The organism is Bacteroidota bacterium, from assembly GCA_026391695.1.
Taxonomy (GTDB): domain Bacteria; phylum Bacteroidota; class Bacteroidia; order Bacteroidales; family JAGONC01; genus JAPLDP01.
In genome coordinates this window covers 1-21,240 of sequence record JAPLDP010000058.1, presented here as the reverse complement: position 1 = coordinate 21,240, position 21,240 = coordinate 1, and the positions used below count along the sequence as shown (strand labels likewise).

The 21,240-nt window shown below is 37.9% G+C and carries 16 protein-coding genes; 12 read left to right on the top strand and 4 right to left on the bottom strand.

Features of this window, described 5'->3' with window-relative positions:
* The first annotated feature begins 109 nt into the window (after window positions 1-109).
* The 6 genes from NT175_07445 (at window position 110) to recN (ending at window position 6,393) form a co-directional block, all read left to right on the top strand.
* Window positions 110-1,303 carry a galactokinase gene (locus tag NT175_07445; protein MCX6234544.1) on the top strand — a complete coding sequence of 398 codons (1,194 nt, stop codon included), beginning with the start codon at window positions 110-112 and terminating at the stop codon, window positions 1,301-1,303.
* Window positions 1,304-1,366: 63 nt separating this feature from the next.
* Complete coding sequence (gene bamD, locus NT175_07440) at window positions 1,367-2,164, top strand: outer membrane protein assembly factor BamD (GenBank protein ID MCX6234543.1); 798 nt, start codon at window positions 1,367-1,369, stop codon at window positions 2,162-2,164.
* Window positions 2,165-2,174: 10 nt separating this feature from the next.
* Entirely contained in the window at window positions 2,175-2,510 is a 336-nt protein-coding gene (locus NT175_07435; protein MCX6234542.1) for a DNA-directed RNA polymerase subunit omega, read from the top strand.
* Window positions 2,511-2,539: 29 nt separating this feature from the next.
* A complete protein-coding gene (gene coaBC, locus NT175_07430; GenBank protein MCX6234541.1) occupies window positions 2,540-3,760 on the top strand; it encodes a bifunctional phosphopantothenoylcysteine decarboxylase/phosphopantothenate--cysteine ligase CoaBC in 1,221 nt (406 codons plus the stop codon).
* 7 nt (window positions 3,761-3,767) lie between these two features.
* The gene (locus NT175_07425) at window positions 3,768-4,670 is read left to right on the top strand and encodes a DUF4835 family protein (protein MCX6234540.1); all 903 of its coding nucleotides are present in this window, start codon (window positions 3,768-3,770) and stop codon (window positions 4,668-4,670) included.
* A 58-nt stretch (window positions 4,671-4,728) separates the two neighbouring features.
* A complete protein-coding gene (gene recN, locus NT175_07420; GenBank protein MCX6234539.1) occupies window positions 4,729-6,393 on the top strand; it encodes a DNA repair protein RecN in 1,665 nt (554 codons plus the stop codon).
* Between the two features lie 37 nt (window positions 6,394-6,430).
* On the opposite strand, the gene NT175_07415 is transcribed toward recN, so the two are convergent.
* Window positions 6,431-6,871 carry an energy transducer TonB gene (locus NT175_07415; protein ID MCX6234538.1) on the bottom strand — a complete coding sequence of 147 codons (441 nt, stop codon included), beginning with the start codon at window positions 6,869-6,871 and terminating at the stop codon, window positions 6,431-6,433.
* Window positions 6,872-7,008: 137 nt separating this feature from the next.
* Here NT175_07415 and NT175_07410 point away from each other — a divergent pair, with 137 nt between their 5' ends.
* Window positions 7,009-8,166 (top strand): acyl-CoA dehydrogenase family protein, encoded by a 1,158-nt coding sequence (locus NT175_07410; GenBank protein ID MCX6234537.1) that lies wholly within the window; start codon window positions 7,009-7,011, stop codon window positions 8,164-8,166.
* 19 nt (window positions 8,167-8,185) lie between these two features.
* On the opposite strand, the gene NT175_07405 is transcribed toward NT175_07410, so the two are convergent.
* Both NT175_07405 and NT175_07400 read right to left on the bottom strand, forming a co-directional pair.
* On the bottom strand, window positions 8,186-9,967 hold the full coding sequence (locus NT175_07405; GenBank protein MCX6234536.1) for an acyl-CoA dehydrogenase family protein: 1,782 nt from the start codon (window positions 9,965-9,967) through the stop codon (window positions 8,186-8,188).
* A 12-nt stretch (window positions 9,968-9,979) separates the two neighbouring features.
* Window positions 9,980-12,526, bottom strand: a complete 2,547-nt coding sequence (locus tag NT175_07400) for an ATP-dependent Clp protease ATP-binding subunit (protein ID MCX6234535.1) — start codon at window positions 12,524-12,526, stop codon at window positions 9,980-9,982.
* Window positions 12,527-12,856: 330 nt separating this feature from the next.
* Here NT175_07400 and gyrA point away from each other — a divergent pair, with 330 nt between their 5' ends.
* From gyrA to NT175_07385, 3 genes are all read left to right on the top strand, one after another.
* Window positions 12,857-15,415 (top strand): DNA gyrase subunit A, encoded by a 2,559-nt coding sequence (gene gyrA / locus NT175_07395; protein MCX6234534.1) that lies wholly within the window; start codon window positions 12,857-12,859, stop codon window positions 15,413-15,415.
* A 59-nt stretch (window positions 15,416-15,474) separates the two neighbouring features.
* Entirely contained in the window at window positions 15,475-16,653 is a 1,179-nt protein-coding gene (locus tag NT175_07390; GenBank protein MCX6234533.1) for a hypothetical protein, read from the top strand.
* 163 nt (window positions 16,654-16,816) lie between these two features.
* Window positions 16,817-17,836, top strand: a complete 1,020-nt coding sequence (locus NT175_07385; GenBank protein MCX6234532.1) for an aminotransferase class I/II-fold pyridoxal phosphate-dependent enzyme — start codon at window positions 16,817-16,819, stop codon at window positions 17,834-17,836.
* 12 nt (window positions 17,837-17,848) lie between these two features.
* On the opposite strand, the gene msrA is transcribed toward NT175_07385, so the two are convergent.
* Window positions 17,849-18,409 carry a peptide-methionine (S)-S-oxide reductase MsrA gene (gene msrA / locus NT175_07380; GenBank protein ID MCX6234531.1) on the bottom strand — a complete coding sequence of 187 codons (561 nt, stop codon included), beginning with the start codon at window positions 18,407-18,409 and terminating at the stop codon, window positions 17,849-17,851.
* Window positions 18,410-18,526: 117 nt separating this feature from the next.
* Here msrA and NT175_07375 point away from each other — a divergent pair, with 117 nt between their 5' ends.
* Both NT175_07375 and NT175_07370 read left to right on the top strand, forming a co-directional pair.
* On the top strand, window positions 18,527-19,504 hold the full coding sequence (locus NT175_07375) for an NAD-dependent epimerase/dehydratase family protein (GenBank protein ID MCX6234530.1): 978 nt from the start codon (window positions 18,527-18,529) through the stop codon (window positions 19,502-19,504).
* Window positions 19,505-19,548: 44 nt separating this feature from the next.
* Entirely contained in the window at window positions 19,549-20,307 is a 759-nt protein-coding gene (locus NT175_07370) for a DUF1295 domain-containing protein (protein MCX6234529.1), read from the top strand.
* The last annotated feature ends 933 nt before the right edge of the window (window positions 20,308-21,240 follow it).

The following is a 21,240-nucleotide window of genomic DNA, read 5'->3' as shown; positions in this document are numbered from 1 at the left end:
GCGTCTGTTTCGGGCTAACGCCCACGTTTTATTTAGCTGCCTGAAAACCCGGCCTGAAGTCCGGGGTAATTCAAATCACGAATTCTAACCACAAGTACGCATTATTGTGATGACTCAAAAAAAAAGAATTCGTACTACCGAATTTAGTTCTGATAATAAAGGTGAATTCGTTGTCAGATTTGGATTAAATAACTCTCCATTGTTTTCATATTTTGCTCCGGGAAGGGTCAATCTTATCGGGGAACATACTGATTATAATGGCGGCTTGGTATTGCCTTGTGCCCTTGATATGGGTACTACTCTTCTTATCCGTTTTAATCAGTCACATCGGGTCAGGTTTGCATCAACAAATTTCCATTTTTCTGCCACCATTGACAGGACTGATTTAACTAAAAAACAGGGCCACGAATGGATTAATTATCCGATTGGAGTTATGAACCAGTTCTTGGATAAACTTATTCCATTAGCTGGTATGGATTTGCTATATAGTGGGAATATACCTTATGGAGCTGGTCTTTCATCTTCTGCTTCCATTGAAATGGTAACTGCTTTTGCACTGAATGATCTTTATGGAACAGGATGGACAATGATCGATATGATAAAGGCTTCTAAAAAAGCTGAAAATGAATTTGTCGGAGTGAATTGTGGTATTATGGACCAGTTTATTGTGGGAATGGGACAACACAATCATGCTTTGTTTCTGAATTGTGACTCGTTAGATTTTGAATTGGTACCATTTGATTTAAAAAGTCACTTATTGATCATTACAAATACAAATAAGAAACGAGGTCTTGCTGATTCAAAGTACAATGAAAGAGTTGAGGAATGCAAGAAGTCACTTCAATATCTTAATACTATTTTGAGTTTAAATAATCTGGGAGAATTAAATTTAGAAACATTTAGCAAATATGAAACTCTCATCCCAGATGCGACACTTAGAAAAAGGGCTAGACATGTCGTTTCAGAGAATCGGCGGGTTGTTGAAGCAAAAAAAGCGCTAAAAATGAATGATCTGGATTATTTTGGGAAACTCATGTACGCCTCACATGATTCATTACGCTTTGATTATGAAGTTACTGGTAACGAACTTGATGTTCTCGTCGATGAATCCAAATGCATTGAAGGAGTCCTTGGAAGCCGAATGACTGGGGCAGGCTTTGGCGGTTGCACTGTTACACTCATAATGAAAGATAAAATTAAGCATTTTATATCTGAAGTCAGTAAGGCATATATTCGAAAAACCGGTCTGATACCGGAGTTTTATCCTGTTCAAATAGGAAATGGCGTGCGAAGTATTGATTAATCTGAAAATATTTATCACCTTTAAGCGTTTAATAATTCGCTGAAAATTTGTATTTTTGCGCCCATGTTTAAAAAAATCGCTACGCCGTTTTTCTTCATTGTACTATTTGTTGTAACAAATTCCTGTTCCAAGTATCAGAAACTGATGAAAAGTACAGACTTTGAAGAAAAGTACGAAATGGCAGTTGTTTATTACAACCAGGGTGATTATTACAAGGCTTTGCAACTATTTGACGCTGTCTTACCTTTTTATCGTGGAACGGATAAAGCGGAACAACTTTCATACTATTATGCCTATTGCCACTATCAGCAAGGTGATCATGTCCTCGCAAGCTATTATTTTAAACGGTTCACAAAAAATTATCCTTCTAGTAAATATGCCGAAGAGTGTTATTATATGAGCGCTTATTGTAAATACCTCGATTCTCCTGTTTATAGCCTGGATCCAACAAGCACGATTGAAGCAATAAATGAGTTACAGCTTTTTATTGATGTATTCCCCAATAGCGAACGGATAACTGAATGTAACAGACTGATTGATGAATTAAATGGCAAGCTGGAAAAGAAGGAATTTGTAATTGCTGAGATGTATCTTAAAATGGAGGATTATCAGGCTGCTATTACGACTTTTAATAATCTTCTAAAAGATTACCCCGATACGGATTATAAAGAAAAAACCTTATTTAACCTGACAAAAGCATATTATTTTTATGCATTGAATAGTATTGAAACAAAAAAGAAAGAGAGATTTCAAAACGCTGTGGTAGCTTATGATACTTTTGTATCTACTTTTCCTGACAGTGGGTATTTAAAACAGGCAAGTGGTTATTATAATAATGCTAAAAAACAATTGTCGAATTAATTAATATAAAATGGATTACAAGAAAATCAAGACTGAATCAACTACGATTACACGTACTGTAAGTGACTTTGACAAGGAAACTGGAAATATTTATGAAACAGTTGCGATCATTGCCAAAAGAGCTAATCAGATAGGGTTGGAGATGAAAGAAGAGCTGAATAAAAAAATCGCTGAATTTGCATCTCCGGTCGATAATCTGGAGGAAATTTTTGAAAACCGTGAACAAATCGAGATAGCTAAATATTATGAACGTCTTCCGAAGCCTACCTTGATAGCCACTCATGAATTTATTAATGACCAGGTCTATTACCGTAATCCATCGAAGGAGAAAAAAACTAAGGTTTAGTAATGAATTGATTACAAATTCAATTCCTTATGCTTAAAGGTAAAAAGATCATCGTTGCTGTTACTGGAAGCATAGCGGCTTTTAAATCCGCATACCTTGTGCGTCTGCTTGTGAAAGAAGGTGCTGAGGTAAGAGTAATTATGACACCCTCTGCCAAGGACTTTATAACACCCCTGACATTATCTACGCTGTCAAAGAATCCCGTTATCTGTTCATCTTTCAATCAGGAGGATGGACATTGGCAAAGTCATGTCGAACTTGGTACATGGGCTGACCTAATGATCATTGCCCCTCTGACAGCAAATACACTGGCTAAGATGGTGCATGGAATAGCCGATAACTTTGTCACAACAGCATATTTATCTGCACGATGTCCGGTCTTTTTTGCCCCAGCAATGGATTTCGATATGTACCATCATCCATCCACCGTTGAAAATGTAAGAAAACTTCAGTTACTTGGTCATTTACTTATTGAACCACAGGTCGGTGAATTGGCCAGCGGTCTTAGCGGCCCGGGTAGAATGGAAGAACCGGAAAAGATAGTGAACGTAATAGATGCTTACTTTAGAAATGGCCAGGACCTTGTGAATAAAAAGATTCTTATTACAGCGGGACCAACATATGAAGCTATCGATCCCGTCCGGTTCATTGGGAATCATTCTTCAGGTCAGATGGGCTTTGAACTTGCACATGAATCTGCCAGGCGAGGAGCTCAGGTTATCCTGATCACCGGACCTACGCATATGCTAATAGACCACCCTTCTGTTGATAGGGTAGATGTGCTGACAGCAAAGAATATGTACGCCGCCTGCTCGAAGTATTTTCCGGATAGCGATATTACTATTATGGCCGCTGCTGTCGCTGATTTCTCCCCCGACCATTATGAAAAGAATAAAATTAAAAAAGAGAAAGGTGAGTTAATAATTAAATTAAAACCAACAAAAGATATTCTTCATGAGTTGGGGAAGAAAAAATCAAAGGATAAGATACTTGTTGGTTTCGCTTTGGAAACAGACAATGGTATAAAAGCCGCTTTGCAGAAACTTCAGGATAAAAACCTCGATCTGATCGTTCTTAACTCTTTGAAAAACAAAGGTGCTGGTTTTGGAACATCCACCAATAAAATTACCATCATCACCCGTTCTGGTAAACAACTTAACTACCCACTGAAACCTAAAAATGAAGTGGCAAAAGATATCATTGACCAGATAGTAAAACTTGTAAGTAATCATAAAGCCGGAGCTAAATAATCCACGTATGTCAAAAAAGTATATCCTGATTGGGTTAATATTTCTTTTTGGACATGTTACTGCTCAGGAATTTAAAGGCACAGTGAGTGTTTCTGCAGCACAGATCGAAGGATCTGATAAAACGGTGTACCAGGCTATCCAGAAAGCTCTTTATGAGTTTATCAATGAACGGTCATGGTCAAATTATGCCTTTCGTGTAGAAGAAAAAATCGAAGTGACTTTTATGCTTACTCTTTCGGAACGTATCTCAAGTAACGAATATAGAGGCAGATTGAATATCATTTATCGCCGGCCAGTATATAGAACCTCCTATGAAACTCCGATGTTTAATTACGTTGATAAGGATATCCAGTTTTCTTATGATGAAGGCCAGCCTCTAATTTTTTCAGATAATTCCTTCGATTCAAACCTGTCATCCATTTTTGCTTTTTATTTATATATGATTCTTGGATTTGATTTTGACTCTTTCCAGTTATATGGAGGAACCTCTTTTTATCAGAAAGCCCAGGCCGTTGTCAATAGTGCACAGAGTGCTATTGAACCCGGATGGAAAGCATTTGAAGGTATGAAAAACAGATATTGGCTGGCTGAAAATATGCTTAATTCATCATATTCTTCTTTACGGCAGTTTATGTACAAATATCACAGAAAAGGTCTTGATATGATGTCGGATAACCTTGAACTTGGACGAACATCTATTACTGAATCCCTTGAAGATCTCAGAAAAGCATACAGAAACGAGCCAAATCTTTTTTCCCTTCAACTGGTACTTGAGGCCAAACGAGATGAATTGAGGAATATTTACATGGAAGCAAATGATATTGATAAGGCCAAGGCTGTCACTATACTCACGGAAATCGATCCTGCCAATTCATCGGTGTATCAAAAAATCTTAATTCCTAGGCAATAGGTTTAAAAGCCGGAATTTCTTTTGTAATTTTACCTTCGCTGAATTAGTATTTCCATGTATGTTGTGTCATCTTTTCATATCTAATTATGCTTTGATTCATGAACTGGATATTGATTTTTCTGAAGGGTTTTCGGTGATAACGGGTGAAACAGGAGCGGGAAAGTCAATACTTATCGGGGCATTATCATTGATCCTGGGTGAACGCGCAGATACAGCCGTGCTTAAGGATGCTGGAAAAAAATGTACAGTAGAAGGGGTGTTCAATATCAAGGATTATGGTCTTGAAGACTTTTTTTTATTACATGACCTGGAATATGATGAACAAACCATTTTGCGCCGGGAGATCACGACTAATGGAAAATCCAGGGCATTTGTGAACGACACACCTGTTAATCTCTATATCCTCAAACAACTTGGCGGGAAACTTATCAATATCCATTCGCAATATCAGACTTTGATAATCAATGAGGCTGATTTTCAACTGACAGTTATTGATAACTATGGACATCTGCTGGAAAAGGTTGACATATATCGAATGGAGTTTATAAAATATATTGAACTGAAACAGGAGTTAAATAATCTGATTAAAGAGGAAAAACGATCGAAAGCTGATGAGGATTATTATAACTTTCTATATACTGAACTTGACCAGGCCCATCTGGTTGATGGTGAACAGGAAGAGATTCAGAAGGAATTAGAAATCCTTACTCATGCGGAGGACATTAAAACAAGTCTTTCACAGATTACAAGCTCCCTTCAGACTTCTGATGATAATGTTTTGGCAAAAATCGCAGAAATCAGGAATATTGCTAACAGGTTATCGAAATTCCATGATGGGATCAAAACTCTGTCCCAGCGTCTTGAATCCACACTGATTGAGTTGAAAGATATTGCCCGGGAACTCGAAGGCATTGAACAGCAGGTTTTTATCAATCCTGAAATGATCAGTAAATATAGCAGCCGAATAGATATGATTTATCATCTTGAACATAAGCATCGAGTTGACTCTATCGCTCAATTAATTGAGCTTAAGAATAACTTTTCTGATAAAATCAACCAAATCGCTTCGTTTGAAACACAAATCTCGGAGCTGGAAAAGGAAGTCGCCAGAAGAGAAGATTTACTCAGGAAAATTTCAGGAGAAATTTCGAATGCCCGTCGTCACGTCATTCCGGAAATTGAAAGTGAGTTTGTAAAGATTTTATCTTCTGTGGGAATGCCTGAAGCACAGTTTAGGATAGAAATGTCTTCAGCTAATGAACTTGGCAAGGACGGTGCAGATAAAGTGTCATTCCTTTTTAATGCCAACAGGGGAGGGGATCTTAGGGAAATCTCCTCCGTTGCCTCCGGAGGTGAGAGGTCCAGGCTGATGTTGGGTATCAAATCGATGATTGCCCGGAAAAATCTTCTGCCGACTATAATATTTGATGAAATTGATATGGGCGTTTCGGGTGAGATTGCCGGCAAAGTTGCTAATATTCTTCAGAAAATGGCTCAGGAAATGCAAGTCATTGTCATCACCCACCTTCCACAAATTGCTGGCAAAAGTAAGGAACACTATCTCGTTTATAAGTATTCAGATAAAGACGCAACCCATTCAGCTGTCCGTAAACTTACTAAAGAGGAAAGAATACTTGAGATTGCAAAATTGCTCAGCAATGAGAATATTTCTGAATCTGCCATCCAAACTGCAAAAGAACTGTTAAAAGGACCGGTCAGATGAACACTTTGATCATTGATCAATGAAAAAAGTATTTCTTTCAGAATTTTATTGTGTAATTATAGTTGATGTGTGAATCCCCTGGTTTTTTTTCGGTGGACGTGGATTTTTCTGTGGATTTGAGTACATAATTTATGCTCAGTCCGCTTGTTTTATTGCTTTTTAACCGGAAATCAATTCGGGTGCGTCTCATCGATTGTATAATTATGCCACGGTTTTTTACCTTCTCAAATTTCACTAATCTGACTAAACGCAGAGCCTCTTCATCACATCCATAGCCTAATCCTTTTATCACCTTTGCATCAATAACATCTCCGAAATCATTAACTGTAAAGGATAAGTATACGGAACCCTCAATGCCATTTAGTAAAGCTTCCTCCGGATATGCAAGATTATCAAAAATAAACCGCTTATAGTAAGCGCTTCCACCAGGATATTTTGGGAGGTTAAGAAATTTCTTCTTTTTATTTTTTTGTGTCATTCCCTGTGAAGATTGTTTTATCTTTAATGGCAAAGATACTATTTACAAATGGCAATGATATTTTCTTAATTATTTCAATATATTTGTAAGAGATAATCATTTAGCGTAACATCAAGAATCCATATAAGGAGGAAAATATGTTAGATTTTTCATTATCAGATGAATATAAAGCTATAGTCGGGAAATACAGGGATTTTTCAGATCGTTGGATTGTGCCCAACAGGATGAAGTATGACGAATTGGCACAGTTTCCATGGGATATTATCAAAGCAGCGTATGAAGAAGGAATTATGAATGGTCCTATGCCAAAGGAATATGGAGGGAATGGCTATGATTTGCGTGGTAGTGCACTTCAATCTGAAGAATTGGGAGCAGGTTGTATAGGTATCGGGATTTGTATTGATGCAAACACACTTGCCTTAACTCCCTTATTACTCGCAGGAACTGATGAGCAGAAAAAAAAGTTTTTCGGACGGATTGTCGAGGAAAAAGGCGTTGCAGCATATTGCCTCACTGAGCCGAATGCCGGTTCCGATGTCCAGAGCATAAGTTCCTCAGCTATACGTCATGGTGATAAATATATTTTAAATGGGCATAAACGGTTTATAACGAATGGTGAAGTTGCCACATACCATACTATTTTTGCGGTGACTGACCCTGAGAAAGGATCCAGGAGTTTGACTGCTTTGGTTGTTCCACGTGATCTGCCAGGCATTGAAATTGTTGGACGTCTTGATAAAATGGGACAAAAAGCATCCGTACAGAATGAGATCAAGTACCATGATGTAGAAGTACCAGTTGAAAATCGCCTTGGTGATGAAGGAAAGGGATTCCCGATTGCTATGAGGACTTTTGACAGAACACGAACAGGTGTTGCTGCATTGAGTGTCGGCTGTGCCCGGGCTGCATTTGAAATTGCCAAAGAATGGACTCAAAAAAGAATACAATTCGGTAAGCCAATAGCAGCTAACCAGGCTATCGCATTTATGCTGGCTGATATGGCAACTGAAATTGAAGCCGCAAGGATGTTGACCTGGTATGCTGCATGGGCTTATGACACCGGGCAAAAGACAGCATCCAAACTGGCATCCATGTCAAAACTATATTCTTCTGACATGGGTATGAAAGTCACAACAGATGCAGTTCAGGTCATGGGTGGGGAAGGATACTCCAGAGCCTATCCTGTTGAGAAAATGATGCGCGATGCAAAACTTTGCCAAATCTACGAAGGCACTAATCAGGTCCAAAGAATAGTGATTTCCAAGAATATTCTTAAAGAAATGAAATCTGAATAAGGATCTTTGGTACTTGGTATCAGAAGCTATACCGGTTATCTTCAATTAATTTCTCCGCAATTCTGAGTCGTGCCGCTTTAACATTAACAGGAGCTATCTTTGTGAAGAGTTCTATACGTTCAATCATAATTTCCCGTGCACAGTCCTCTGAACAGGAATTCACCGCATCGATACCTGATTTGAAAATGTGATGTGCTGTATCATAGATGTATACGTCAATAATGTCCCTATAGATTCTTACACTTTCTGTTCCGCGTATCTTTTCTAATTTCTCAACCCTTAAAAGTGAGGATTCTGCTGCATAGATAGGCATAATGATATCAGAGATATTCATGAGAAGCATCTGTTCATCAGCAAGGTTCCTGTGAAATTTTTCCGAGATTATTCCTAAAAGCAAGAGGGCGGCTCTTTTAAAGTTTTTTAGATATTTCTTTTTCTCTTCGTAGTAACCAATTCCTTTTATGTCCTTTTCTGTAATATCCATCTCCTTAAGGATATGATTAGCATAACGCACCACGTCAAAACCGACCCTCAACGCTTTTTTTATGGTTGTGTCAGCGACAAGAAGCCTGTTGATTTCATTAGTGCCTTCAAATATTCTGTTAATTCGTGAATCCCTGTAAGCCCTGTCAACGTCTGTTTCAGAAGAGAATCCCATTCCTCCGAATATCTGAACTGCCTCATCAACAACATAGTTGAGGGCTTCAGAACCATAAACCTTCAGGAGTGCCGCTTCTATAGCATATTGTGCAATTCCTTCAATAGTAGCTTTGGGTTTCGGAAATCCTTGTCCAATAAGTTCTTCTATAGCATCGTCAACATTTTTACTTGCTCTGTAAACAGCTGATTCAGTTGCAAAAGTCCTGATGACCTGTTCAGCCAGTTTGAATTTTATAGCGCCAAAACTGCTTATGAGTCTGCCAAACTGTTTTCTCTCATTGGCATAGTTAACCGATTGAGTTATGGCTCTTTTAGCAGCACCTAATACTGTTCCACCAAGTTTAATCCTTCCCATATGCAGGATATTGAGAGCTATTCGGAACCCCTCACCTCGTTTCCCAAGAAGATTCCCAACAGGCACTCTGGCATCATTAAAAAAGATTTGAACGGTAGAAGATCCCTTGATGCCCATTTTTTTTTCTTCAGGATTTATGATAACGCCATTTAAATCCCTGTCGACGATAAAAGCACTGAGCACTCTATCATTGTCAATTTTGGCAAAGACGGTCAGCACGTCAGCAAAGCCTCCATTTGTTATCCACATTTTCTGACCATTGAGAATATAATATTTACCGTCCTCAGAGAGCGCAGCCCTTGATTTCCCCGAATTTGCGTCAGATCCTGCATTGGGTTCAGTCAAACAATAAGCAGCAGCCCATTCTCCGGAAGCCAGTTTGGGTAGGTACTTCATTTTTTGCTCTTCATTGCCATAATATAAAATAGGCATCGAACCAATACCAGTGTGGGCAGAATAAGCTACCGAAAAAGAATATCCTGAACCCATAGCTTCACTGGCGAGCATTGATGTCGTAAATGACTGATCGAAACCATTATACTCCTCAGGTATTGAAATTCCTAAGAGTCCAAGTTCACCGGCTTTTTTGATAAGCTCACGCATCAAACCCTTTTCCTGGTTATCGATACGGTCAAGAATAGGAAAGACTTCAGTCTTCAGAAAATCCTCGCAGGTCTGAATGATCATTTTTTGTTCCTCATTGATTTCTTCCGGTATGAAGATATCTTTTGAGTCAGTTTCTTTGATCAGAAATTCACCGCCTTGCAAACGATTCTTATTATCCATATAAGTCGGCTGCTATGCCTGTTCAGTATTTGGAACAGGTTTAGAAATGTTTATAACAGTATCTTCTTTAACACTGTCGTAATCTACAATAATAATAGAACCTTCAGAGAGCTCGGTTTTAATGATTTCTTCAGCCAAAGGATCTTCGATATATTTTTGAATCGCCCGTTTCAAGGGGCGTGCACCAAATTGTGCATCCCAACCCTTATCAAGAATAAAGTCTTTGGCTTTTTCAGTTACACTGATCATAAAACCAATGGTGTTTACTCTTTCGAACAGGTAACGGAGTTCAATATCAATAATTTTATGGATATCATCACGTTCAAGAGGCTCAAAAATAACGACATCATCTATACGATTAAGAAATTCAGGAGCAAAAGTCTTTTTCAAGGCATTTTCGATGACACTTTTTGCAAAGTCAACAGTAGTTGATTTCCTTGCATCCGTTGCAAAACCGACACCCTGTCCAAAGTCTTTAAGTTGCCTGGAACCGATATTTGATGTCATGATGATAATCGTATTCTTGAAATCGACACGGCGTCCCAGACTGTCTGTGAGAAGACCATCATCAAGGACCTGAAGGAGTAAATGGAAAATATCCGGATGAGCTTTCTCAATTTCATCGAGAAGAACTATTGAGTAGGGTTTACGTCTTATTTTTTCTGTAAGTTGCCCACCTTCTTCATATCCCACGTATCCCGGAGGAGCGCCTATAAGTCTGGAAACAGCAAATTTTTCCATATATTCGCTCATATCTATCCTCACCAGTGCATCGGTTGAATCGAAGAGAAATTCAGCAAGGACTTTTGCGAGGTGGGTTTTACCAACGCCGGTTGGACCTAAAAAAATAAAGCTACCGATAGGTTTATTGGGATCTTTTAATCCAGCTCTGTTTCGTCGTATTGCCCTGACAACCTTTTTGATAGCTTCCGTTTGTCCAACGACTGAATTCTCGAGTTCTGATTCCATTCTCACCAAACGCGCACTTTCATTTTGTGCGATACGTTGAATGGGGATTCCGGTCATCATTGCCACGACCTCAGCAACATTTTCTGCATCCACTACTTGCCGGTTTATTTTGGATTCTTCTTCCCACTTCTTTCTCGCCCTCTCGAGGTCATCCTGTAATCTTCTTTCGATGTCCCTGTGTTTCGCTGCTTCTTCAAATTTTTGGCTGTTTATGGCTTTTGTTTTTTTCTGTTTAGTGTCTTCAATATCAGTTTCAATTTGAATTATTTCATCCGGAACATTAATATTTTTTATATGGACTCTTGCACCTGCTTCGTCGAGAGCGTCAATAGCTTTATCTGGTAAATAACGATCAGTCATATATCTGTTGGTAAGAGATACACAGGACTTGATTGAATCAGGGGTATACTTGACCAGGTGGTGATCCTCATATTTTTCTTTGATATTATTGAGAATTTCAACTGTTTCTTCCGGAGAAGTCGGATCAACAAGTATTTTTTGAAAGCGGCGTTCGAGTGCTCCATCTTTTTCGATGTACTGACGATATTCGTCAAGAGTTGTTGCACCAATACACTGTATATCACCTCTGGATAGTGCAGGTTTAAACATATTCGATGCATCGAGCGAACCTGATGCATTGCCGGCTCCGACAATTGTGTGGATTTCATCTATGAAAAGAATGATGTCATGATTTTTCTCCAGCTCATTCAGCACGGCTTTCATTCGCTCTTCAAATTGTCCCCGGTATTTTGTTCCGGCAACCAGCGAGGCCAAGTCTAAAGTAAAAACACGTTTGTTGAACAATGCCCGGGAAACCTTTTTGCTAACGATTCTGATTGCAAGGCCCTCAACGATAGCTGATTTACCAACTCCAGGCTCGCCGATCAGGATAGGATTGTTTTTTTTCCGCCGGCTTAATATCTGAGCTATACGTTCCAACTCTTTTTCACGTCCTACTATTGGGTCAAGACGATTCTCCTCAGCAGCTTTGGTCACATCTCTGCCGAAGTTATCAAGTACAGGAGTCTTGGACTTTGAATCTGATAATTTCCGCAGACTGTTACTCAACCCTTTGCTGCCATCTTCTGCATCATCATCGGCCGTTCCCCCTGGTAATTCATCAGTTGGCTCCTGTTTTGACGGAAATCCTTTATCAGTATTGAATGACTTAAGTTCTTCCTTTATTGTTTCGTAATCGATGTTATAATTATGAAGCAATTTTGTGACCAGATTATCCTCATCCTTTAATATAGCAAGTAACAAATGCTCAGTCCCGATAAGCTCACTGCTAAAAAGTTTAGCCTCCAGATAAGTGATCTTCAATGCTCGCTCAGCCTGCTTGACAAGAGGAATGTTTTCGATTTCAGGAGTATGCTTACCCTTATTGACAATAGATTGCTCTATCCTGTTTTTTATCTCATTGGTGTCAATGCCGAGGTAGGTCAGTATTTGAATAGCCTGTCCTTCACCTTCTCTGATCATTCCAAGAAGTAAATGTTCAACACCAATATAATCATTCCCCAAACGTAATGCCTCTTCACGGCTGTAGGTCAGAACATCCTTAACCCTTTGTGAGAATTTTGCTTCCATTCAATAATAAAAAATTCTTAATACTGATTTTTTCCAGTTATCTGCTTTTAATTTCAGGCAGATTAATTGGAACCTATCAAAATCTATTCCCAACAAAAATACAAACATTAAACAAATGAGCAGTCATATTGTTTGATAATTCATCCTCAATACGTTGTCATCCGATAATAAGTTACAGTGCCTAATTAGTCAGTAATACAATAATTATCAACAAATTCGTGTTAGTAAGAAAAGACATTTAAAAAAAATTCAGGTAGCAAAAAAAATTGTACATTCGTAATGCTATAAATTATTACAATTAATTAATATTGAGTGAATTAAGAAAAGAAGATGATAGAAGGTGAGAAGATTTTAAGGGTTAACATAGAAGACCAGATGAAGTCGGCTTACATTGATTATGCAATGTCTGTCATTGTGTCACGTGCACTGCCAGATGTACGTGATGGCTTGAAGCCAGTTCATCGCAGAGTTCTCTTTGGAATGCTTGAACTGGGTGTTTTATCAAACCGTGCCTATAAAAAATCTGCCAGAATAGTAGGGGAGGTCTTAGGTAAATTCCATCCACATGGAGATACATCAGTATATGATGCTATGGTCAGGCTCGCACAGGATTGGTCATTACGATATCCTTTGATCGACGGACAGGGTAACTTTGGATCTATCGACGGTGACAGCCCGGCTGCAATGAGATACACTGAAGCACGACTTCGGAAGATAGCAGAAGAAATGCTGAATGATATCGAGAAGGATACTGTTATTATGAAACCCAATTTCGATGATTCCTTAGTCGAGCCTACTGTACTTCCGTCAAAAATCCCAAATCTGCTTGTAAATGGCGCTTCCGGAATAGCTGTCGGGATGGCTACCAATATGCCCCCGCATAATTTACGAGAAGTGGTTGATGGCATTATTGCTTATATCGAGAATAGGGAAATTACGATACCAGAACTGATGAATTATATCAAGGGGCCTGATTTTCCGACTGCCGGAATTATTTATGGATATGAAGGTGTCAGGGAAGCCTATGAAACAGGACGTGGCAAGATCATTATGCGTGGAGAAGCTAAAATCGAGCAGGATCCGAATGGTAGGGAACACATTATAGTGACATCTATCCCATACCAGTTAAATAAATCGGACATGATCAAACGGACAGCTGATTTGATCGGGGAAAAGAAAATTGAAGGGATAACTGACATCCGGGATGAATCGGACCGTAATGGGCTCAGAATTGTATATGAACTTAGAAGAGATGCTATAAGCGATGTTGTTCTTAATAAATTATATCAATTTACCCCTTTGCAAACTTCTTTCAATGTCAATAATATTGCTTTAGTCAATGGCCGGCCCAAATTATTGAATTTAAAACAGCTTATTGTGTATTTTGTTGATCACAGGCATGAAGTGGTCACGCTTAGGACAGAGTATGAACTAAGGGAAGCTGAAAAAAGAGCGCATATACTTGAAGGATTGCTTATTGCACTGGATCATCTGGACGAAGTAATTAATCTTATCCGCGCATCCCGAACTCCTGAAGAAGCACGTAATGGCTTGATAGAACAGTTCAGCCTTTCTGAAATCCAGGCAAAAGCAATTCTGGATATGAGATTGCAGAGACTTACAGGTTTAGAACGTGAAAAGATCAGAGAAGAATATGATGAACTTATTAATCTCATACAACATCATAAAGATGTGCTGTCCGATGAAAATCTAAGAATGGCCATCATTAAAGAAGAACTTCTTGAGATAAAAGAAAAATATGGTGATGATACCCGTACGGATATTATTTATTCTGGTCGGGATCTGAGAATTGAGGATATCATCGAAAATGAAGATTATGTGATCACCATTTCTCATATGGGCTATATTAAAAGGACACTTCTGCGAGAATACAAGGTCCAGCACCGTGGTGGAAGGGGAGCCAAAGGAACAGAGATTCGTGAGGAAGACCTTATTGAGCATTTATTCATAGCTTCTGCACATAATTATTTGCTCTTCTTTACTGAAAATGGCCGTTGCTATTGGTTGCGTGTATTTGAAATCCCAGAAGGAACAAAATCGTCCAAAGGCAGAGCTATTCAAAATCTGATAAGTATCCAGCCGGATGATAAAGTAAGGGCATATATTAATGTCAGGGATCTAAAAGACGACGATTACATCAATAATAATTTCATTATACTGGCCACAAAGCATGGAACTATTAAAAAAACATCCCTGAGAGCCTATTCAAGGCCAAGGCAAAATGGAATAAATGCCATTAAAATAAAAGAAAACGATCAACTGATCGAAGCACGGCTGACCAATGGAAGCAATGAAGTGATCATGGCATTACGGTCGGGAAGAGCTATTCGTTTCAATGAATCCAAGGTCAGACCCATGGGTAGGAATGCCTCTGGTGTAAGGGGTATTAAGCCTTCTGGTCGTGAAGATGAAGTTGTAGGCATGATATGTCTTGAAAATGACACATATGAGATTCTGGTGGTTTCAGAAAATGGTTACGGGAAAAGGTCTAAACTTGAAGACTATCGTGTTACAAACAGGGGAGGAAAAGGCGTGAAAACCATTAATATTACCCAAAAAACGGGCAACCTTATCGCAATCAATAATGTACAGAATTCTGATGACCTGATGATCATCAACAAATCTGGTCTTATTATTCGCCTGGCTGTATCAAGCATCCCTGTCATTGGCAGAGCTACACAAGGCGTAAAACTCATTGGCTTACGTTACGGCGATGCCATCGCAGCCATTACAAAGGTCGATGTTGAAGAAAATAAAAAAGAAGGTGGTATTGAGCCTGATGAGTCGCCAGGAAATGACGCCCCTCCAATCAGCGATGATGCCATAATTAGCGATGAAAAAGAGAAAAATGGCATGGATTTCGTTTAATTCTCCGGTAATTTTTATATTTGCCACTCCATATTCGAAGTGATCTTAAATTTATAAATATGAAAAAAATCGTATGCCTGATTGTCATGGCATTTTATATGACAATGGTTTTTGGACAAAGTCCGAAAGTACAAAGTGCTTATAATTATTTAAAAAATGGTAAACTTGACAAAGCCAAGACCGCTATTGATGCGGCATCTGTGAATGAATCAACAAGTAATAAAGCAAAAACATGGTTTTACCTTGGTAATGTATATCTTAATATATATATGTCACCAAATGAGGAGTATAAGAAACTCTCAGATAATGCTCTCGATATTGCCTATGATGCCTATAAGAAAACCAAAACTCTGGATACTAAAGAGGAGTTTAAAAATGAGTTGCAAATCAATATGCTTATTGTTGCAGAACAGTTTTATAACAAGGCTGTAAGTTATTTCAATAAGGATGAATTTATTCAGTCCAAGAATGCTTTTCTGACATCAAAGGAGATAAATGAAAGCTTCGGAGGCTTCGATTCTCTGGCGACATACAATGCTGCTATATGCGCTGAATACGGTAAAGATAATAAAGGGGCCGAAGAACTTTATGGTACCCTGATAGGACTTAATTTTAATCAACCACTTATCTATGTTTCCTTAACAAATGTATTTAGAGGAGAGGGTAATAATGAAAAAGCTTTGACAATCATCAAATTAGGTAGAGAAAGATACCCAGATGATTTCAATATCATCATTACAGAAACTAACTTGTATCTAAGTATGGGAAATTCTGAAAAAGCTCTTGCAAATCTAAAAGTGGCATTACAAAAGGAGAAGAATAATCCGACTATTTACTTTGCCGTAGGAGCTCAGTATAACATCATTGTGGATGACACTACCAAAACTGAAGAGGTTAGGAATGATGCATTCCTTGAAGCTGAAAAATCGTATATAACTGCAATCGGATTAGATTCGGTATATTATGATGCTAATTATAACCTTGGAGCATTGTACGTTAATAAAGCTTCAGAAATCATTCAATATGCCAATTCACTACCATTCATTGATAAACGCTACGATACCTTAAAAGCTAAGGCTGATGGAATGTTGAAGAAAGCTATTCCTTATCTTGAAATAGCTATTAATCTGCATCCTGACGATATAAATGCACTGAATTCTTTACGGGAAATTTACGCGCGCTTAGGGATGTTGGAAAAGGCCACTGAAATAAAGGCACGAATCGATCAGCTAAAATAATCATGATCCGCTTCGTCTTAAGAGCAATAGGGAAGATGATTTATAAAATCTTCCTTATTATTTTTTGTTATTACTTAACATAATATTAATTATGAGACAAATAGTTTAGTAAACTGGTGTAAGTTAAATTGTTATATTTGCTTAAAATTCGAAAATGAGCTATATGGAAATTGATCTTCGCAGTGATACAGTTACACGTCCGACAAAAGCAATGCTTGACGCAATGTTTACTGCAAAAGTTGGTGACGATGTTTTCGGTGATGATCCAACTGTAAATGAACTGGAAGAAAAGGTTGCAAAACTATTTGGGAAGGAATCTGCGATCTTCTGCCCTTCCGGAACTATGACCAACCAGATTGCCGTGAAAGTTCACACTCAGCCAGGTGATGAAATCATTTGTGAAGCAGGCTCCCATGTTTATAATTTTGAAGGTGGTGGTATTGGTTTTAATTCAGGCTGTTCAATGCGTCTTATTTTTGGCGATCGCGGCAGAATTTTCGCCGATCAGATTCTTGCAAATATCAATCCCGTTGATGTGCATCGTCCAAGAACCCGTCTTGTTGTTGCTGAAAATACGAGTAACAAAGGAGGCGGAAGCATATATGATTTTAAGGAACTTAAAAAAATAAGTGAAGTCTGTAAAAAGAATGAATTGCGTTTCCACTTGGATGGTGCAAGGTTATTTAATGCTTTAGTAGAAACACAGGAAAATCCCATTATGTATGGTCAACTTTTTGATTCCATATCTATTTGTTTTTCAAAAGGTTTAGGAGCTCCAATTGGATCGATACTTTTATGTAATAAAACCGAACAATTTCAAGCACGTCGCATCAGAAAAGTGTTGGGCGGTGGTATGCGGCAAGCTGGCTACTTGGCTGCAGCAGGTATTTATGCTCTCGAAAATAATATTCAACGACTTAGGGAAGATCATCTGAGAGCCAGGCAATTAGGGGAAACAATCTCTAATCTCCCCTTTGTGGAGGATGTCATGCCTGTCGAAACAAATATTATTATTTTTAAAGTGAACAAGAAAATAAGGGATTTGGATTTAATAACCAAATTAAAAGAAAAAGGCATCCTCGTTGTTGGATTTGGACCACAGCTTATCCGGATGGTTACACATCTCGATTTTAATGATGATATGCTCGACAGAACCAAGCGTATTTTGAGGAATATAATTTAGAGGTGTGACGAACTATTTGATCTTATTTTTAAAGGCCTTTTTGAATTTTTCAATCTTTGATCCTATAACTATGTGGCAATAGGGTTGGTTAGGATTCGTATTGTAATAATCCTGGTGATAATTCTCAGCTTTATAAAAAGTTTTAAAGGGTGAAATTTCCGTTACAATGATTTTTTCAAAGGCGCCTGAGGCATTCAAGTCTTTCTTATACTTTTCAGCCTGTTTTTTCTGGTTTTCATTATGATAGAATATTACTGACCTGTATTGGGTTCCAACATCATCTCCCTGTTTATTTAAAGAAGTAGGATCATGAATCTGCCAGAAAACTTCGAGAAGATCCTTATATGAAATGATATCAGGATTGTAGATAATCTGGCAAACCTCTGCATGACCAGTGAGTCCGGAGTAAACTTGCTGGTATGTAAGACTGATGACAGTTCCTCCGGAATATCCTGAAATGACCTTCTCCACCCCTTTCAAATCCTGATAAATAGCTTCAACACACCAGAAACATCCTGCTCCAAAAGTAGCTGTGTCATATTCATTGATGTCAGATGACATGACTTTTTTCATTTTAGTTTGTATATGAATATCAGGCTCTGCTATTCCGAAAGTCGGGATAGCAAATTTAAATAATTGTTTATTATTTAATAGCTTTTTGTATATTGCCCGACTTATAAAATTCTACAAATGAATATAGCTGTTACTGGAGCAAGTGGGCATGTTGGCTCCTGTCTTTGCAGGGACCTGTTAGAAAGAGGTCATCATGTTCGGGTTTTAATTTATCATGATACCAAAGGTATTGAGGGACTGGACGTCCAGAAGATTAAAGGTGATATGTTGGATATTGAATCTCTCAAGGAGTTATGCCGTGATGTCGATATTGTTTTTCACCTTGCAGCAAAAATTTCGATTGGAGGTTTCAGTAAAGCGGATGTTTTTAATACAAATGTTAATGGTACTAAAAACATCATTCAATGTTGTATTGAGATGGGTGTAAAGCGTATGGTGCATTTTAGTTCTATTCATGCATTCCGAAATAATCCAGTGGATAAACCTCTTGATGAAACCTGGCCAACTGTTGGTTCATCACGTTTTATTTATGACTGGTCAAAAGCAGAAAGTGAAAAAGTTGTCCTTAATGCAGTGTCACTTGGTTTTGACGCAGTTATAATTAATCCAACTGCCGTTATTGGCCCATATGATTTCAAACCGTCTTACCTTGGTCTAGCTTTCAAGAAAATGGCCGCAAATAAATTACCCATGCTAGTGCAAGGGGGATACAACTGGGTGGACGTCAGAGATGTCGTAAAAGGTGCCATATCAGCAGCCATAAAAGGTCGCCGGGGTGAAAAATACATATTGCCTGGAAAATATATGACGTTGAAAGAAATAGCCTTAACGATAAAAGATATTACGGGCAAAAAAGTACCAGAATTTATCTGTCCTGGTACAATTGCTAAAATTTTTGTACCTTTTATTGAAATCTTTGCAAAGCTCCGAAACGAACCTCCTCTTTACACATGTGAATCGATAGATATCCTTCGTGAATGTAATTTATATATTCAAGGTACCAAAGCTAACAATGAGCTGGATTATACTCCACGCCCAATTGAAGAAACAATCTCGGATACAATTGAATGGTTCAATGTGTATGCTGCTATTTAGAATTGTAACAACAACAATCCAGAAAATCAACATCAGATTATTTTATGACAAGAACGACCTTTGATTACATTGTTTATTCCTGGATAATTTTGGCAATAATTATATTCCCTTTACTTTTAAAAGTTACTGCCCCGTATGGTCGCCATATCACAAAAAAATGGGGTCCGACCATTGACAACCGTGCTGGTTGGATTGTTATGGAGTTTCCTGCATTTGCTGCGTTCACTTACCTGGTTATTTCGTCCAGAGCCCAGGAAAATATAGTGATATGGATTTTCTGGACATTCTGGTTTCTTCATTATTTCCACCGTGTTTTCATTTACCCATTCAGAACAAAGACCAAAGGGAAGCGAATGCCATTAGCTATTATGTTTTTTGCGATCTTTTTTAATTTAATGAATGGATTTATTAATGGGTATTGGTTTGGCTATCTTGCTAAATCCTATGCAATCAATTGGCTTTATGATCCACGATTTATTATTGGTGTTTTATTATTCCTCACAGGAGTCGCAATAAATCAGGACTCTGATCAGCGATTATTAAGCCTCCGGACCAAAGGTTCTACAGATTATTATATTCCATATGGTGGACTCTTTAAGTATATTTCCTGTCCTAACTTTTTCGGTGAGATAACAGAGTGGTTGGGATTTGCTGTAATGACATGGTGTATGCCAACTTTATCATTTTTTTTATGGACATGTGTAAATCTCATTCCAAGAGCCTTAGATCATCATCAATGGTATAAAGAACAGTTTGTTAACTATCCTAACGAACGAAAAGCCATAATTCCCTTCGCTCTTTAGCTGAGAAAGTACTCAAACAAAGCGATATGAATCAATGGTCTGGAACCAGCCTAAATTTATGGCACATATTACACGATCTGTTATAACGTCCTGAAAGTTTATATAGAAATGACTTTCAAAACGTTAATTGTGTGGGGAATTTTTTCTGACATAATTTAATATACACTTGCAAAGTCATCACTATAGATGAAGTATTTTGTAGCAAAGAAGACCATGTGCGGCAGGAGTCCCTATAGCATATATGAAAAAATTTAACTAGGCTCCTACCCAATTTTTTACTTTTCAATTTATTTAATGAATTTGCTTTGCTCACAATTTCAAGATTAAAAAGTGTCTGGAATTTCTTTTCTATGAGCAAGTTGTGAATAGAACTATTTGTCGGAACTTGTAGAATTATATACTGATCATCGGAATCAATCAGAATGGAATCCAATTCAAAGTACAATACGACTCTTTCCTTGAGCCATTGAAATTTTCTTTGTATATAATTTTCTATCCGAGAATATCTATTTTTATAATCTTCCTTAATAATAACTTCATTTGATATACAGTAATTATTTATATTCCAAATAATTACTTGTTCAGAATAATAAATTTCGTGTTTGGAAAATTTATTTCTGTCATGATCTTTTATATCAATGGCTTGATTCAGGAAAAAGTCAGTGAGCCATTCGGTAATATTTTGTAATATACTATTCATTTTCACTATTAACCAATTATGAATATAGCATATTAAGTGAAAACTTAAATTGCGATGGCTGATCACATTATAAAACTGCATAATATTCTGATTAAAAGTAAGCCTTCGGCCTGATGCATATTGACCGGTAATGCAAAATTAGTTTTATTTCCGGGCGATTTTATTTCAGATTATGCGGAAGCAGTTCCTCCAGGCGTTGGATGGATTGATCCGGGATGCGGGTGAGGACTTTG

Bases quoted from the DNA above. Each gene is read 5' to 3' on its own strand.
- bamD (MCX6234543.1), top strand. From the start codon at position 1,367: ATGTTTAAAAAAATCGCTACGCCGTTTTTCTTCATTGTACTATTTGTT.
- NT175_07405 (MCX6234536.1), bottom strand. From the start codon at position 9,967: ATGGATAATAAGAATCGTTTGCAAGGCGGTGAATTTCTGATCAAAGAA.
- NT175_07410 (MCX6234537.1), top strand. From the start codon at position 7,009: ATGTTAGATTTTTCATTATCAGATGAATATAAAGCTATAGTCGGGAAA.
- NT175_07400 (MCX6234535.1), bottom strand. From the start codon at position 12,526: ATGGAAGCAAAATTCTCACAAAGGGTTAAGGATGTTCTGACCTACAGC.
- coaBC (MCX6234541.1), top strand. From the start codon at position 2,540: ATGCTTAAAGGTAAAAAGATCATCGTTGCTGTTACTGGAAGCATAGCG.
- NT175_07435 (MCX6234542.1), top strand. From the start codon at position 2,175: ATGGATTACAAGAAAATCAAGACTGAATCAACTACGATTACACGTACT.
- gyrA (MCX6234534.1), top strand. From the start codon at position 12,857: ATGATAGAAGGTGAGAAGATTTTAAGGGTTAACATAGAAGACCAGATG.
- NT175_07375 (MCX6234530.1), top strand. From the start codon at position 18,527: ATGAATATAGCTGTTACTGGAGCAAGTGGGCATGTTGGCTCCTGTCTT.
- recN (MCX6234539.1), top strand. From the start codon at position 4,729: ATGTTGTGTCATCTTTTCATATCTAATTATGCTTTGATTCATGAACTG.
- NT175_07385 (MCX6234532.1), top strand. From the start codon at position 16,817: ATGGAAATTGATCTTCGCAGTGATACAGTTACACGTCCGACAAAAGCA.
- NT175_07415 (MCX6234538.1), bottom strand. From the start codon at position 6,871: ATGACACAAAAAAATAAAAAGAAGAAATTTCTTAACCTCCCAAAATAT.
- NT175_07390 (MCX6234533.1), top strand. From the start codon at position 15,475: ATGAAAAAAATCGTATGCCTGATTGTCATGGCATTTTATATGACAATG.
- NT175_07370 (MCX6234529.1), top strand. From the start codon at position 19,549: ATGACAAGAACGACCTTTGATTACATTGTTTATTCCTGGATAATTTTG.
- NT175_07425 (MCX6234540.1), top strand. From the start codon at position 3,768: ATGTCAAAAAAGTATATCCTGATTGGGTTAATATTTCTTTTTGGACAT.
- NT175_07445 (MCX6234544.1), top strand. From the start codon at position 110: ATGACTCAAAAAAAAAGAATTCGTACTACCGAATTTAGTTCTGATAAT.
- msrA (MCX6234531.1), bottom strand. From the start codon at position 18,409: ATGAAAAAAGTCATGTCATCTGACATCAATGAATATGACACAGCTACT.